At 61.5% G+C, this 14,702-nt stretch carries 14 protein-coding genes; 7 read left to right on the forward strand and 7 right to left on the reverse strand.

Features of this window, described 5'->3' with window-relative positions; genetic code table 11:
• Nucleotides 1-18 precede the first annotated feature (18 nt).
• The gene (locus tag FME68_RS03630) at nt 19-1,980 is read right to left on the reverse strand and encodes a choice-of-anchor I family protein (protein WP_158396088.1); all 1,962 of its coding nucleotides are present in this window, start codon (nt 1,978-1,980) and stop codon (nt 19-21) included.
• Between the two features lie 176 nt (nt 1,981-2,156).
• Here FME68_RS03630 and ilvA point away from each other — a divergent pair, with 176 nt between their 5' ends.
• The 4 genes from ilvA to FME68_RS03650 are packed head-to-tail and all read left to right on the forward strand — an operon-like array spanning nt 2,157 to nt 4,742.
• Entirely contained in the window at nt 2,157-3,440 is a 1,284-nt protein-coding gene (gene ilvA, locus FME68_RS03635; protein WP_070515721.1) for a threonine ammonia-lyase IlvA, read from the forward strand.
• Nucleotides 3,440-4,087: a YigZ family protein gene (locus FME68_RS03640; protein WP_070515719.1), complete on the forward strand. Its 648-nt coding sequence runs from the start codon at nt 3,440-3,442 to the stop codon at nt 4,085-4,087. Before ilvA ends, FME68_RS03640 begins: the two co-directional genes overlap by 1 nt.
• A 25-nt stretch (nt 4,088-4,112) precedes the next feature.
• Nucleotides 4,113-4,349 carry a hypothetical protein gene (locus tag FME68_RS03645; RefSeq protein WP_046647994.1) on the forward strand — a complete coding sequence of 79 codons (237 nt, stop codon included), beginning with the start codon at nt 4,113-4,115 and terminating at the stop codon, nt 4,347-4,349.
• A 6-nt stretch (nt 4,350-4,355) separates the two neighbouring features.
• Nucleotides 4,356-4,742, forward strand: a complete 387-nt coding sequence (locus FME68_RS03650; RefSeq protein ID WP_010190494.1) for an RNA-binding S4 domain-containing protein — start codon at nt 4,356-4,358, stop codon at nt 4,740-4,742.
• Here the strand turns inward: FME68_RS03650 and FME68_RS03655 are convergent.
• From FME68_RS03655 to FME68_RS03675, 5 genes are all read right to left on the reverse strand, one after another.
• A complete protein-coding gene (locus tag FME68_RS03655; protein WP_070546801.1) occupies nt 4,739-5,743 on the reverse strand; it encodes a GTP pyrophosphokinase in 1,005 nt (334 codons plus the stop codon). The genes FME68_RS03650 and FME68_RS03655 overlap by 4 nt on opposite strands.
• Nucleotides 5,744-5,794: 51 nt before the next feature.
• The gene (locus FME68_RS03660; protein WP_049155309.1) at nt 5,795-6,403 is read right to left on the reverse strand and encodes a hypothetical protein; all 609 of its coding nucleotides are present in this window, start codon (nt 6,401-6,403) and stop codon (nt 5,795-5,797) included.
• Between the two features lie 145 nt (nt 6,404-6,548).
• Nucleotides 6,549-7,934 carry a 3'-5' exonuclease gene (locus tag FME68_RS03665; RefSeq protein WP_049155310.1) on the reverse strand — a complete coding sequence of 462 codons (1,386 nt, stop codon included), beginning with the start codon at nt 7,932-7,934 and terminating at the stop codon, nt 6,549-6,551.
• Between the two features lie 49 nt (nt 7,935-7,983).
• The gene (gene glgX, locus FME68_RS03670; protein ID WP_049155312.1) at nt 7,984-10,194 is read right to left on the reverse strand and encodes a glycogen debranching protein GlgX; all 2,211 of its coding nucleotides are present in this window, start codon (nt 10,192-10,194) and stop codon (nt 7,984-7,986) included.
• A 38-nt stretch (nt 10,195-10,232) separates the two neighbouring features.
• Complete coding sequence (locus tag FME68_RS03675) at nt 10,233-10,781, reverse strand: TetR family transcriptional regulator (RefSeq protein ID WP_046647998.1); 549 nt, start codon at nt 10,779-10,781, stop codon at nt 10,233-10,235.
• Nucleotides 10,782-10,958: 177 nt separating this feature from the next.
• Between FME68_RS03675 and FME68_RS03680 the strand changes: the two genes are divergently transcribed.
• Together FME68_RS03680 and FME68_RS03685 are read left to right on the forward strand one after the other, a co-directional pair.
• A complete protein-coding gene (locus tag FME68_RS03680) occupies nt 10,959-11,714 on the forward strand; it encodes a hypothetical protein (protein WP_158396090.1) in 756 nt (251 codons plus the stop codon).
• Between the two features lie 8 nt (nt 11,715-11,722).
• The gene (locus tag FME68_RS03685; RefSeq protein ID WP_232745218.1) at nt 11,723-12,265 is read left to right on the forward strand and encodes a hypothetical protein; all 543 of its coding nucleotides are present in this window, start codon (nt 11,723-11,725) and stop codon (nt 12,263-12,265) included.
• On the opposite strand, the gene FME68_RS03690 is transcribed toward FME68_RS03685, so the two are convergent.
• Entirely contained in the window at nt 12,262-13,185 is a 924-nt protein-coding gene (locus FME68_RS03690; protein ID WP_158396092.1) for a YbjN domain-containing protein, read from the reverse strand. The two genes, FME68_RS03685 and FME68_RS03690, sit on opposite strands and share 4 nt — an antisense overlap.
• Nucleotides 13,186-13,351: 166 nt before the next feature.
• Between FME68_RS03690 and hisD the strand changes: the two genes are divergently transcribed.
• Nucleotides 13,352-14,701 (forward strand): histidinol dehydrogenase, encoded by a 1,350-nt coding sequence (hisD, locus tag FME68_RS03695; protein WP_158396094.1) that lies wholly within the window; start codon nt 13,352-13,354, stop codon nt 14,699-14,701.
• Nucleotide 14,702: the final 1 nt, after the last annotated feature.

Consider the following 14,702-nt stretch of genomic DNA (forward strand, 5'->3'; position numbering starts at 1 on the left):
CCAGGAGCGCGGTAGGGGCTAGAGGAACTTCTCCAGCTGCTCGCGCAGCGGTGCAGGGGCCAGGCTGAGAACCGTTTCACGGATACCCGGGGCACGCAGCAGGCCTACGACAGCGGCTAGGGCGGCGATGGCACCGATGACAGAACCAGCGATGGTGGCCGCGGTGGACGGGCGGGAGCTCTGGCCGTCCTTGTTCTGGTCGTCCTGGTCCTGCGAGTCATCACCAGGGTTCTCATCCGGATTCTCGTCCGGCTTCTCCTCGGCGTCCTTGTCGCCGGCGAGGAGATCCTTCACGGAGTAGACGGTCGTGGTTCCGGATACCTCGTTGCCGACGATGAGCAGGTACTCGCCGTTGGGGGAGTCCGCCTTGTCGACGAAGGCAAAGCCCTCCGGGCCTAGGTCGCCGGCAGCAGCGGACTCGTCGGTGGAGAAGTCGCGGTTGTTGACGTAGGTAACGAAGGAAGAGTTGGCAGGGTCGGTGACGTCGTAGACAAAGATGCCGCCGACGCGCTCCGCGCCGATGAAGGCGTAGGTGCGGTCTCCCACGGTGCCGATAGTGAGAGCCTCGGGCTCGGGGCCCTTGTTGTCGGAGCGGTCATCAAACTCGGCGCTCTCATTATCGGCGTTGTGGTGGAACACGCCCGGCTCGTTGAGCTCGGCGGTGATCTTTTCGAACTCGGCACCGGAGTCGAAGACAACGTTGCCCTCCGCGTCGTAGATGCTAAAGGAACGGGAGCCGTAAGCATAAAGCTCGTCGAAGCAGCCCTTCTCTTCGTTCCAGCCAGAGGCGTTGCTCAGCTTCAGGTTGCCGGCTTCCTTCTTGTCGGCGAGCTTGTCCAGGTCGACGTCGCCAAGCGCGCCCTCGCACACCTTGCCATCCTCGACCACGTCCTTGAGCTCCACCTCATCGGTGTAAACGCCGGAACCGCCGTCCTTCTCCTCCATGCCCCATTCGCGGGCGTCGCCCTCGTTCGCGGTGGCGAAGTAGGTCTGGCCGCCAGCGGTGAAGGCACCGATGGAATCGGGCATGGACAGACCCTTAACCGGGATGGTGCGCAGCTCCGCCTTGTCATCCTTGTTCGAGGGGTCCAGCGGGACTGTCGAGTGATCCGCAATGTGTGCAGGCAGAATCTTTTCCACGGTGGCGGACTCGATGTCAATGACACCGATGGCGTTGGCCTCCTGCAGCGTTACAAAGGCCTTGCTGTCCTGGGAGGTGATGTACTCCGGCTCGAAGTCGATAGAGGGCTTGGAATCGTGGCCGGAGGGGCCGAAGACGCGCACGCCCTCCGGCAAAGGCTGACCGTCGAAGGCAGAGAAGTCGGCGATACGGGCGTCCGCTTGGGTTGGAGCCTCAACACCCTCCGGCAGCTTAATGACGGAGACGGAACCTTCCGGGTCCGTGACGTAATCGGTGCCCTCGGCGTTGAGCTCGTTCGAGGGCTCGCCCTCATTGGCGAGGAGAGCGTAGCCACCATCGGCGGTGATGTGGACGTTATCCGGCAAAGCGCCCACCATCACGCGCCCTAATTCGGCGGTCGTCAGGTCTTCGGCTGCGGCGTTGAAGAACAGTGCTTCGCCCTCCTCGGTCTTGACCGCTTGCTGGACGGCGGCCACAGCCAGGCCATCGGGGCGCACGGCCACGGAGTTGATTTCCTTGCCCTCGCCAGCAGAAATGGAACCGATGAGCGTGAGCTTGGTCGGATCCGAAGCATCGAGGACATCAATCTGGCCCGCATGCGCGTTGACGGTGAGAATGCGCTTGGAGGCCGGGTGGAAGGCCACGATCTCTGCGGCGGACTCTTCGTAGACCCCAGACTCATAGGTGCCAATCGGGGTGACCTTGAGGTTAGCGTCGGCAGCAGAGTGCTCGATGACATTCTCTACGATCGCAGCCGAGGAAGTCGGTACAGCCAGGCTAAGGCACGTGGCGGTCGCAGCGCACAGGGTGAGGGAGCGGCGGGAGATAGAACGAGACATGCAGAAAGACTCCTTGTTGCGAGACGAAAAGATTCCGCACCACCGTACGTTTGCCCCTAGTGCTTTTGGGGAACAGTAAGTTGCGGCCAAACGAGATCTGGGTAAACGTTCGGTGAACCGGTCGAATGCTAGGTAATGTGCGACGCGTGGAGGGCGGGGCGCTAAAATAAGCCACCATGACAACCATCCCGCAAGACTTCGAGCCTATCCACGCCTCTGATATCCAACTGGCCCAATCGCGAATTAGCTCGGAGATTGCCCCGACTCCGCTGCAGTACTGCCCGCGCCTGTCCCAAGAGACAGGTTATGAGGTGTACCTGAAGCGCGAAGATCTGCAGGATGTGCGCTCCTACAAGATCCGCGGGGCTATTTACGGCATGTCAAATCTCAGCGAAGAGCAGCGCACGCAGGGGATAGTTACCGCCTCGGCGGGAAATCACGCCCAGGGCGTCGCCTACGCCTGCCGCACCATGGGAATCCACGGCAAGATCTACGTGCCGGAACCGACCCCGAAGCAAAAACGCGACCGCATCCTGGTTCACGGTGGTGATTTCGTGGAGTTGGTGGTCACCGGCGCCAACTTCGACGAGGCGGCTGCGGCCGCGCACGCGGATGCCGCCGAGCGCGGCGCCTTCTTCATCGAGCCTTTCGACTCGCGCGATACCGTCACCGGTCAGGGAACTGTGGCCGCGGAAATCGTGTCCCAGCTGTCCTCGATGGGCAAGTCCTTGGATACCGTGGTGGTCCCCGTGGGCGGCGGCGGACTCATTTCCGGCATCACCTCTTACCTCGCCGATATGGCCCCGCGCACCGCGGTGGTGGGCATTGAGCCGGCCGGGGCGGCGTCGCTGAGCGCTGCGTTTGCGGCCGGTGAGCCGGTGACCCTGGAGACCGTCGATCCCTTCGTCGACGGTGCTGCCGTCAAGCGCATCGGCGAGCTGCCTTTCAAGATTCTGGAAGCCAACCAGGGCCGCCTGCACCATGACATCGTCTCGGAAGGCGCCGTGTGCACGGAACAGCTCGCGCTGTACCAAAACGAGGGCATCATCGCCGAACCTGCCGGCGCGCTGAGCGTGACCGGTCTGCGCACGCTCAACCTGCAGCCGGGCTCAACGGTGGTCTGCGTGATTTCCGGCGGCAATAATGACGTGCTTCGCTATGCCGAAATCATGGAGCGCTCCCTGGTGCACCGCGGACTCAAGCACTACTTCCTGGTGAACTTCCCGCAGGAGCCAGGCCAGCTGCGCCACTTCCTGCAGGATGTTCTCGGCCCTGAAGATGACATCACGTTGTTCGAGTACCTCAAGCGCAACAACCGCGAGACCGGCGCCGCGCTGGTGGGTATCGAGTTGGGGAGTGCCGCAGGTATCGACGGACTGCTGGAGCGAATGGAGAAATCGAAGCTCAACTGCCAGCAGCTTCAGCCCGGCACGCCTGAGTACGACTTCCTCGTCGCATAATGCTGGAGAGCTATCAGCGCCCCGCCGCCGGTGAGATTGTCGAGCACGAGATTGAGATCAAGCGCTCGCGGTTTATCACCCTCATAGGCCGCGCCACGACGGAAGCGGAAGCACGCACGCTTATCGACGGCGCCCGCGACCGCTTCCCTGACGCCCGCCACCACTGCTCGGCCTACATCTACCACGTTGACGGCTCGAATCCAGTGGAGCGCTCCTCCGATGATGGCGAGCCCTCCGGCACGGCGGGCAAGCCGATGCTCGATGTTCTGAAGGGCTCCGGACTGCTCGATATCTGTGCGGTCGTGGTGCGCTACTTCGGCGGTATCAAGCTGGGCGCGGGCGGGCTCGTGCACGCCTATGGAGGTGCCGTCAGCGAGACGATGGAGCAGGTTGAGCCCGTCACGCGTGCCTTGCGCGAGCTCTATACCGTCGAAGTGTCCCATGCGGAGGCCGGGCGGCTGGAAGCGGAGCTGCGCAACCGCGGCGTCGACATGGTGGATACCGCTTATGGCCAGGCGGTGACCTTCACCGTGTCTGTGGAGCCCGGCGGCAAGGAGGAACTCGCGGCGACGCTCGCGGCGCTGACCCAGGGCGAGGCAGAACCGAAGGAAGCTGGAACTGCCTGGGTCGAGCTTTCAGGCCGCTAGCTTCTGTCCATGTAGAATAAGCCCCATGACTATGCAGCGACGCCCCAACAACCCCATCGAGCAACGCAAGCAAGCCGTGCGCACCCACGCCCGCAATGGAGCTATCTGCGTCGTGGGCGGCGTCGCCGGCGGTGTCCTCTTGGGCTGGGCGCTCACCGCTTTCTGGACTTGGATGGCGATTGGCCTCGTCGTCGCCGTGGTCGGCGGCGTCTACAACTGGGTCAAGATCCAGAAGATCGTGAACGAGAACCACAACTTTTAAGAACCTATGGTGAATCAGCCCGACGGGCGGCCCGTGCGCATCGATGCCTGGGTCTGGTCCGTGCGCATGTTCAAGACGCGCTCGGAAGCCGCCACTGCCGTGCGCGCTGGGCACGTCAAACTCAACGGCAACGCCACCAAGCCCGCGCAGCAGGTTGTGCCCGGCGACCGCGTGCGCGTGTGGCGCAACCATCACGAGCATGACCTTGAGGTGCTTGCTACCGTGTCCAAGCGCGTCGGCGCCCCGATTGCGCGCACCTGTTACATCGACCATGCCCCGCCGCCACCGCCGAAGGAGTTCATGCCCTCCGTCCCGGTCCGCCCGCGCGGTGCCGGCCGCCCCACGAAGAAGGAGCGCCGGCAGATGGAGAAGTTCCGCGGCGGATTCCGCTAATTATTCCGGAAGTTCTTTAAGGCCTTCAGGCGCGCGTTCAAGCGGCGCTTGCGGTCCCTGCGGTCGCCGGCATCGGCGGTGGCCTCGATGTGCTGGGCGCCGAATTTGTTGAGCAGCAGGTCGTCGATAAGCCTGACCTGGCCCGGGCGGAAGCGGTAGCGCATGGCGTCGTGAACGTGGGCGATGTCGTCATCATCGAGTAGCTGCCTGAGCTGGCTCAAGTGTGTGATGCCGTTGTTTTCTAAAAGCTCCGCCAGGAAGCGGTAGTGCTCCGAGCGTGAACGCGGAAAGCGGTTACCCAGAATGATGGCGAGGACGCCGGGGAGGGTCTCTGCCGTGATTTCCACGTCATCGTCCGTCTCAGAGCTGGGAGCCTTGAGCGCGGCGATTTCATCGAATTGCTGATCCGCCAGCTCAATGAGGCCTGCGGCGAGCGTAAAGAGCCGATCGACCTGTGGGGAGGGAGGATTCGGACCCTGTTTGTAGCGGATATCGTGTTCGAACTCGGCCCACGCGTGCTGGAGTACGGTGCGAATCTGAATCTCGAAGGTCCAGCCGATATAAGGCTCAAGTTCCTCCAGCGTGGCGGCGCTATCCTCCGATACCGTCAGTACCAAGTGATGGGAGCCATAACCAAACCCACCGGAAATTCGCGTCTCCGCTGCCTTATCCACTGAGCGAAGCACGGTAAAGGTCTCTCCTAAAACCTCCAGGGCCTCTGGGATAATCGTGGAGTGGAAGACAGTAATCCGCACGCCCAAAACATCGTGAATATCCTCCCACGGGTTCGGATACATGAGCTCGCCGTTCTCTCGACGCTTCTTCGCCTTGGCCTTGAGCGACGGCCATTGTTTTACACGGGTGGCCACGCGGTCGAAGATAATTCCGGCGTCGTTCAGCAAGTCCTCGATGGCGTCGCGGAAGTCTTGCGCCGCGGTGGGGTGCGCGCGTACCCAGGAGTGGTACTGGTTGCCCAGGCGGGACATGGATGATTCAGGCATTGTGAAGAACGTGACTCCTTTCGGCCACGGCAAGAATGACGTGAGGCGTATCTACACCTCGAGAGGGAAGCCGTTAGCCAATACTAGTGGTTGCAGGCTCAGAGGGGGACGATGGCGCGGGCGCAACTCGGCCGCGCGGCAGGCCAGTTCCGTCGCTCGCTGTGGGGAAACGTTCAGCAGCGCGTAGAGGGTGTGCGCATCAGGAACGAGGTAGGTAATACTCGTGGCTTGGCTCAAGCGTTTCAGATGATTATCCAGGATAACGAAGGCCTGCGGATGCGCCAACCACGACGATACGGTGCAGCGATGCACGCGCACCTCGAGGCTGCCTTCAGCGCCGCTGAGACTCTGCTCCGCTGGCCGGGTAAAGAAACGCAGTCCCTGCTGTGTTAACGCGCGGCGTTGAAGATTGAGCGCTGCGGTATCCCACGCTTGGCGCGTAGTCAGGCCCAGATCGTCCAACGCACGCTGGCTCACGCGCTTGGTTTCGGCACCCGTGCCGTGCACCATGGACATCGATAGCGTCCGCGAGAGCTGGATGCACGCGGGCGAGTCGCCGAAGCCATCATCGCACAGCTTAATTCCGTTGAGCTCTTCGCTCGGGCAGAGTGAAGGGAGCAGGTGATCGACGTGAAGCGAGGTGGGCAGCGCGATGGTCATGTGTTCGTCTCCGTGAAAGGTAGGCTCGTGCAGATTCCTTGCCTTTATTGGACTGTGTCTTGCGCCCGCAGGTTCCCACCGGAGAAGAGAAATTTCACCGCGCGCTAGAGCCTGGATGCCCTAGCGCCCTAGCGCCTTTTACTGCCTAGAACGGTGGGGCTTCGTCGAGCTGCAGTTCCTCTAAGAGCTTGTCGGACTGCCAGATGGCGATGTCCTGGCCGTTGCTTTGCAGCTCTTCGGCACGCTTTTCCTTCGACGTCTTGGTGGCCCACTGGCCCACGACGAGGATGGTGGTCTTCTTCGTGACGTTTTTGCCTACCTGGCCGCCGCGCTCAGCGATCTTGGACCACAACAAGCCCTTGTCGAAAGGCTCAAAGTCACCGGTGAGGGTGACATTCTGGCCAAACAACGCGCCTTCCGGGTCGGCATCGGGGTTCGGATCCGGGATGGTGTCCGGGGTGGACACGGACTGCCACGGGGCCGGCCCGCGGCGCTCCTGCGAGGAGGAGCGCTTCTTCTGAGCACCTGAGGTAGCACCCGCCATGCGGGTGTTGTCGCGGAAATCTGTTCCCGCGCCTAGGTCTGCTGCGGAAAGCGGCGCGGTGTTGGCGCGGAGGACAGGGATAACCGCCTCCTTGCTTAAGGTTCCCAGTGCAAACTCGCGGGTAGAGAACAATTCCTCGATGGAACCGGAGTGGCCAAAACGTTGAGCCAAGGCGCTGACAATTTCCCCAGCGGCGCGGGCATCCGCCGTGGCCTCGTGGTGCTGAAAATCTTCGGCGCCAATGTAGGAGGCAACGGTGGGAAGCTTATGGTTGGCCACGTCGATAACGCCGGCGCGGGAGGCGTCGCGAGCCAGCGCTAGCGAACATGCTAGGCGCACTTCTGGGACTGGAGCCGCCGCCTTCTGGAGGCCACTGCGCAAAGCGGTGGAATCGAATTGCGCGTTGTGGGCGACCAACGTGTCGGAACCGAGGAACTCGAAGAGCTCGGCAGCGGCGTCCGCGAAGGGGGAAGCGCCGGCGACGTCGTCTGCTGTGATGCCGTGGATACTGATGTTGACATCGTCGAAGTGCTCCAGACCCGGCGGGGGAGTACACAGCCACGTGCGGGACTCAGTTTCTTCACCATCGCGGAAGCGGACCGCGCCGATTTGGCAGACCGAACCCCAGTTGTCGTTAGCGGTTTCCACATCGACAGCGGTGAAATTCAGTCCGTCGACTCGGCTGCTGGTCGCCGGCGCTTCGCCGCGGAGGGCGGCCTTGACCGCCTGAGCGAAGGCCTCCGCGTCCTGGCCTGGGGCGAAGCGGATGACCGTGTCCCCAGCATTCCCCGCAGCATCGACCGTGCCGCGCACCACGACCTGCCCGAAGCCCGTGGCCGTTGGCGCCGTGCACTCCACGCTCGTGGCATCGGCCATCGAGAGAGCCTCGTGGGCCGGTGCGCCGAGGGACGCAGCAAGCTGGGAGCGGCGGAACGTGAGGGCATCGGCGGTGACATCAATGACAGCGCCATGGGCGGTATAGGACACAGATTCCTTTCAGGACAGGGGAGCAGAGCGTAGGTGGTAAAGGAGCAGTCTAGTTCTCGTCTGCTCCGGCGGACTCATCGCTGTCATCGAAAACCGGCGGCTCGGTCTGGCGGAGGATGAGCGACGTGCGCGGTTGCACCACGATGGATCCCTCAGCCGCGATGAGCTTTTCTTCATCTGGGTAGCCACCGGAGTCAGACGTATCCACGATGAGGCGCCAGCTAGCACCCAAGTCCTTCTTCGGCAGAGTGAACTCGATCTCCTCGTGGTGAGCGTTGAAGATCATGATGAAGGAATCATCCGTGATGCGCTCACCCCGGGCAGTCGTCTCCGTAATCGCATTGCCGTTGAGGTAGACCATAAGCGCCTTACCGAACTCAAAGTCCCAGTCTTCAGGGGTCATCAGCTTGCCGGAGGGAACCAGCCACGCAATATCTCGGTCTTTCACCTCAGAACCGAAGGGGCCGCCGGCCAAGAAACGCTGGCGACGGAACACCGGGTGGTTCTTGCGGATATTAATCAGGCGCTTGGTAAAGCCGTGCATGGCGATGTTCTTCTCTTGCTCCAACATCGACCAATCGATCCACGAAATCTCGTTGTCTTGGCAGTACACATTGTTGTTGCCGCCCTGGGTGCGGCCCAGCTCATCGCCGTGGCACAGCATCGGGGTGCCCTGGGACAGCAGAAGGGTGGTGAGGAAGTTACGCACCTGGCGGCGGCGAAGCTTCTTAATCTCTTCGTCGTCAGTGGGGCCCTCCACACCGTGGTTCCAGGAGCGGTTGTGGGATTCACCGTCGCGGTTGTCTTCCCCGTTGTCGGCATTGTGCTTTTCGTTGTAGGAGACCAAATCACGCAGCGTGAAGCCATCGTGCGCGGTGATGAAATTGATGGACGCGGTGGGGCGGCGGCCGTTGTTGGCGTAGAGGTCGGAAGATCCGGTAAGGCGCGAGGCAAACTCGCCCATCGTCGACGGCTCGCCGCGCCAAAAGTCACGGACGGTATCGCGGTACTTGCCGTTCCACTCGCTCCAAATGGGCGGGAAGTTACCAACCTGGTAGCCGTTATGGCCCACGTCCCAGGGCTCGGCGATGAGCTTGACCTTGGAAACCACCGGATCTTGCTGGACTAGATCGAAGAAGGTAGCCAGCTTGTCGACGTCATCAAGCTCGCGCGCCAGGGTGGAAGCCAGGTCGAAGCGGAAGCCGTCGACGCGCATTTCCGTTACCCAGTAGCGCAGCGAATCCATGATCAACTGGAGGGAGTGCGGGTGGCGGACATTAAGAGAGTTACCGGTGCCGGTGTAGTCCATGTAGTGCTCGGGGTTGTCATCAACCAACCGGTAATAGGCGTGGTTATCAATGCCGCGGAAAGCAATGGTCGGACCCATGTGGTTGCCCTCGGCGGTGTGGTTGTAGACAACGTCGAGGATGATTTCGATGCCGGCCTCGTGGTAGGCGCGAACCATGGCCTTGAACTCGGCGACCACCTCGCCGGGCTTCTTGGCGTAGGCATAGTCCGCATGGGGCGCGAAGAAACCGAAGGTGTTATAGCCCCAGTAGTTGCGCAGCCCCAGCTGGCGCAGGCGATCATCCTGCAGGAACTGGTGGACTGGCAGCAGCTCGACGGCTGTCACACCCAGGTCCTTGAAGTAGTTGATGATGGCCGGGTGTGCCATGCCGGCATAGGTTCCGCGCAGCTCCTCCGGAACATCCGGGTGCGTCATCGTCATGCCCTTGACGTGGGCTTCGTAGATGATGGTCTCGTTATCCGGCGTGTGGGGGCGGTTGTCGCCGTGCCACTCGAAGAAGGGATTAATCACCACCGACAGCATTGTGTGGCCTAGGGAATCATCGTCGTTGCGTCCGGTGCCGGGCTCGTCCGCGAAGATATCGTAGGAGTACAGAGAGGCATCGCCATCAAAGTCACCGTCGAAGGCGCGAGCATAAGGATCGACAAGAAGTTTTGAGGGATCGCAGCGCAGGCCATGTTCTGGTTCATAAGGGCCATGGATGCGGTAGCCATAGCGCTGCCCCGGGCTGACGTTGGGAAGGTAGGCATGCCAGACGTGGGCGGTGATCTCGGTCAGTTCAATGCGTTCTTCGTTGCCGTTGTGATCGATGAGGCAGAGCTCGACCTTCTCGGCGATCTCGGAAAAGATAGCAAAATTAGTACCGGCCCCATCGAAGGTGGAGCCGAGTGGGGAGGGGGAACCAGGCCACACCTGGCGAGATGGCGTTATATCAGCACGGGTCTCAGTCATGAGGCTTAGTTTAGTCAATTCCGCTGCATGCGATCGGTTCACAGCGTGCGTAAACCCGCGACCATGAGTTCTGCGGCGCGCACCAAGGTGTCAACGCCTGACACAGCATTCGACGCTGAGGGAGCTGCGCTTGGCGACGCCCCACTGAGCTGTTCGCGGGATTGCTCCATGAAGGTCGCTCCCAGGACGTAATGGATGAGAGCACGGGCTGCGACACCTCTATCCTCCGGTGATGCCCCGGGGGCTTCCCGCTTTAACGCGGAGGTGAAAAGCTTCTCCAAGTCAGAACTTGCTGAGGATTCGGGGAAGGCGGCACCTGCTATGGCGACTTCGGCGCCGTCGCGCCAGCGCGTGAGTTCCCCATGAAGGGAGCTGACCAGCTCCGTTGTGGTCTCTCCTGTAACGGGGGAGAGGATCTCGGAGGTCATTGCGGCGATGAGCGATTGCTTATTGGCCACATGCCAGTACAGCGCGCCGGGAGCAACGCCGAGGTTGGTGGCAACACGGCGCATGGTGACATCGGCGAGCCCGTAGCGTGTCAAGAGCTCGAGGGCGGTGGAAACGATAGCGTCGCGAGAAAGGTGCACAACAACCCACTCTACGCGGCGCGGAAAAACACCAAGCGTGGCTCACAGGAAGCTTCAAGGTGAAGTGTAGGGTTTATACAATCATGCCTTGTTAGGGTTATGTGAAGTGCCCAAGAGCAACTGCCACGCCCAGCGTGGTTTTTACTATCGCTCTCTATAGATATTAGGAGTTATCCCTTGTCTTTTCTGACACCTGCCAAGAAGTCCCTCGTCGCTGTTGCGCTCGTCGCGCCGCTCTCCTTGGCTGCTTGCGGTTCCGATGATGAGAACGCTACCGATACCGCTTCCTCCGCGGTGAAGACCACCACCACGACGGAGTCCAAGGACAAGACCTCCGAGGAGCAGTCGAAGGAGAAGGATTCTGAAAAGAAGGAGGGAGACGAAAAGAAGGAAGGCGAAAAGAATAAGGGCGGCGAGAACGCCGATCCGAAGCCGGAAGGGGAGAACCCCGAGGGCGGCGAAAACCAGGCCATGGCTAACCCCTTCGAGAACGGTGTGGATCCGTTCCAGAGCATGCCGAAGGTTGAGCCGGTCCAGGGTGAGGCTGCAAGCCAGGAAGACATTGACGGCATCAATGGTCTGGTCCGTGGCATGTACGAGCAGCAGACCATGCGTTCCTTCGTGAAGTACCTCCCGGAGCACACCTGCGCTGAAGTGCGCAACGACCCGAACTCCGGCCTTGACCAGGTGGACTACAACCAGGTTCCGGATGTTCCGATGGACCAGCTCAAGGACATGATGGCGGCAGCTGGCCAGGACACCTCGCAGATGGAAGGCTTCGACTGGTCCAAGACCGGTGTTGAGTCCATCAACGATGTCGTGGTCAACGGTGACGATGCATCCGCAACCGTGAACGTCAACACCAGCAAGGGCATGGACAGCTCCACCATGCGCTTCAAGCGTGAGAACGGCAACTGGACCTTCTGCGGCTAGAACATATCGTGCCTGCACTGCGTGCACCTAGCTTTCGCATACCCCGCGCCATCGGATTTGGTGCGGGGTTGCTCGCGTTAGCGCTCCTCGGGTTTTCTGTGGCCGGCGCCGCGTGGGGGCTGTGGCGTCCTGCCCTCAAGGGGCACCGGGTTGATGATGGCGGCTACGCCCTGCGCAACGTCGCTAACGTTCAGTTTGATTCCTACATTACTTTTGTACTCATTACCGGTGCCCTGGGTATGGCGTTGGGGCTTATTGCCTATCGGCGCGGCGAGCGCTACCGCGGCGTCGGGGTATTGCTGTGGGTAGCCCTGGCTTCGTTGGCTGGCGCGGCGTCGTTCTACGTCTTTGGTGGAGCTACCGCAACGAGTATCCCGGACGATCCCGGGGAAATTGTGGAGTTCGTGCCGAAATTCTCGCCCGGCATCGCCTGGCTCGTGGGGCCGTTCATGGCCATGTTTACGTACTGGTCCGCAGTATTTGTCAATCCTCCTCGTGCCGTGGACGACGAAGAAGCGGAGGCAATGGCGGCTGAGGCAGAGGCTCCTTAGGGCCACGCGACGGGGGAGGAGCCCACGGCATCGCGTGAAATGTCATCGATGCCGTGGAGGACGTGTTTGATGCCGCGGCCTAGGGCGGTGATCAGTTGGGCGTCGGAAAGCCCAGCGCCCGTCATAACGGCGTAGTCAATGCGCACCTGCAAGCCATCGACGTTGGAGTGGCAGAAGGCAGAAGCCGAGTGATTGGTGCGGTTCCAGTCATTGCAGATGAGGAAAATTTTGGAGAACTCGCTTCCTGGGAGGTTGGGATCCCAATGGCCTTTAATGATGAGGCTCGGCCCAGAGTCGATGGCGAAGGCAAAGAGGACGTCGTTAATCCACGCGTAGACGGCCTCTTCCGCATCTGCTTGGAAACGCGTAATGCCGAGAGCGGGTAAAAGCTCCCCGAGACGAGCGGTATCGACTGTGCCGACGGGGCCGTCGAGCTCTATCTGTTCTTCCGGAGCCGCCGGGCGGGGAAGCGTCAAGACGGGGAAATAATCCGCTAATTCCTCAAGGCAGGCCGCCGCGTTGTGCAGCGCAGGGATGACAGAGGCGGAAAGCTGGGCCGCCGTGGGTTTCTGGTGCACGACGAGGAAGGAATGGCCCCACACCTCGACCTCGGTCGGGGAGGAATAATTGAGCACGAGCTGCGGCGAAAGACAATCGTGGTTCCAGTCGTTGACGAACTCGCTGAGTGCGGGGATATCGCCGAAGCCCAAGACACCGTGGTGGGTGGTGCAGAAGCGCAAAATAGGCTCGCCCTCGGTATCCATAAAGGCACGGGTCTCCCCGAGCGGCGGATGGGGGAAGAGGAGTTCGTGCGCGCTGACCCGGATGCAGTGGAGGTTTTCGCGGTGCGCGAGGTGCTCCACACGGGCAAGCAGATCCGAGGTGGAGTGGCTGTCATTACCTTCGGCGCCGTTGCTCATCTCGCCGCCTCCCTTCGCCGAGTCGGGGTGCCGGAACGTGTTAGTAGTGACACATTCTATAACCTGCACCTGCCAGCTCGCTGGCTTTTTGGCACGGGTATAGTAATGGGAAGGTATAGAAACCGCTGCATATTATGCGGCTGTATATTATGAAAAGGGCTTGAGCATGCTACGAACCATTGACCTGCGCGGAGAGACTCTCACCACCTCCCGCCTGCGCCGAGTATTGCCGCGAGGCGGAACCGATGTTTCCTCAGTCATGGACACTGTTATCCCCATGGTGAACAAGGTGCGAGAAGGTGGTGTTGCGGCGGCCCTCGACTTCGGTGAGAAATTCGATGGCATCCGCCCCGCCGCGGTGCGGGTCCCGCATGAGGAGCTCGAGAAGGCGGCCCAAGAACTGGACCCACAGGTCCGGGCAGCTATCGAAGAATCTATCGCCCGCGTGCGCGCCGTTCACGCGGACCAGAAGCCGGCCTCACACACGACAACGCTGGCGCCGGGTGCAACGGTTACCGAGGTCTTTCAACCCATCGAACGGGTAGGGCTTTACGTCCCAGGCGGCAAGGCGGTATATCCGTCTTCCGTCATCATGAATGCCGTCCCGGCCCAAGAAGCGGGTGCCGAAGCGATGGTCGTGGCTTCCCCGCCGCAAAAGGAATTCGGTGGCCTGCCGCACCCGACGGTGCTGGCTACGTGCCACATGCTCGGCGTGGACGATGTCTGGGCAGTCGGTGGTGGACAAGCCATCGCCTTGCTGGCCTACGGCGACGATGAACCCGCCACGGGGGAGGATGCTCTTGAGCCCGTGGACATCATTACCGGTCCCGGCAATGTCTTTGTTGCTGCTGCTAAGCGCGCGGTGCAGGGAGTGGTGGGCATCGATGCGGAAGCCGGCCCCACCGAGATCGCTATCCTAGCCGACGAGACCGCCAACCCCGTTTACGTGGCCTATGACCTCATTTCCCAGGCGGAGCATGATCCGATGGCTGCCTCCGTGCTCATCACCGACTCGGAGGAGCTGGCCGCCGCCGTGAATACGGAAGTAGCTCAGCGCTACACCGCCACCGCGAACGCCGAGCGCGCAGCCGAGGCTTTGCGCGGCGAACAGTCCGGCATCGTGTTGGTCGATGACCTCGAAGCGGGCATTGCTGTCGCGGACGCCTATGCCGCTGAGCACTTGGAGGTTCACACAAAGAATGCCCGGGCAGTAGCGGAGCGTATCCGCCACGCCGGTGCCATTTTCGTGGGTGATTATTCGCCGGTGCCGCTCGGTGATTACTCCGCTGGCTCCAACCACGTCTTGCCCACCTCGGGAACCGCGCGGTTTAGCGCCGGGCTGTCGACGCACACCTTCCTGCGCCCAGTCAACCTCATCGAATATGACCGCGCAGCGCTCGGGGAGGTGGCGGAGAATGTGATTGCCTTTGCCACCGCGGAGGCACTGCCTGCCCACGGTGAAGCAATTGCTGCACGATTCGCCGATGCCCCAGATACCCAGAAAGTAGAGGCTTAAG

The organism is Corynebacterium hiratae, assembly GCF_009708045.1.
GTDB lineage: Bacteria > Actinomycetota > Actinomycetes > Mycobacteriales > Mycobacteriaceae > Corynebacterium > Corynebacterium hiratae.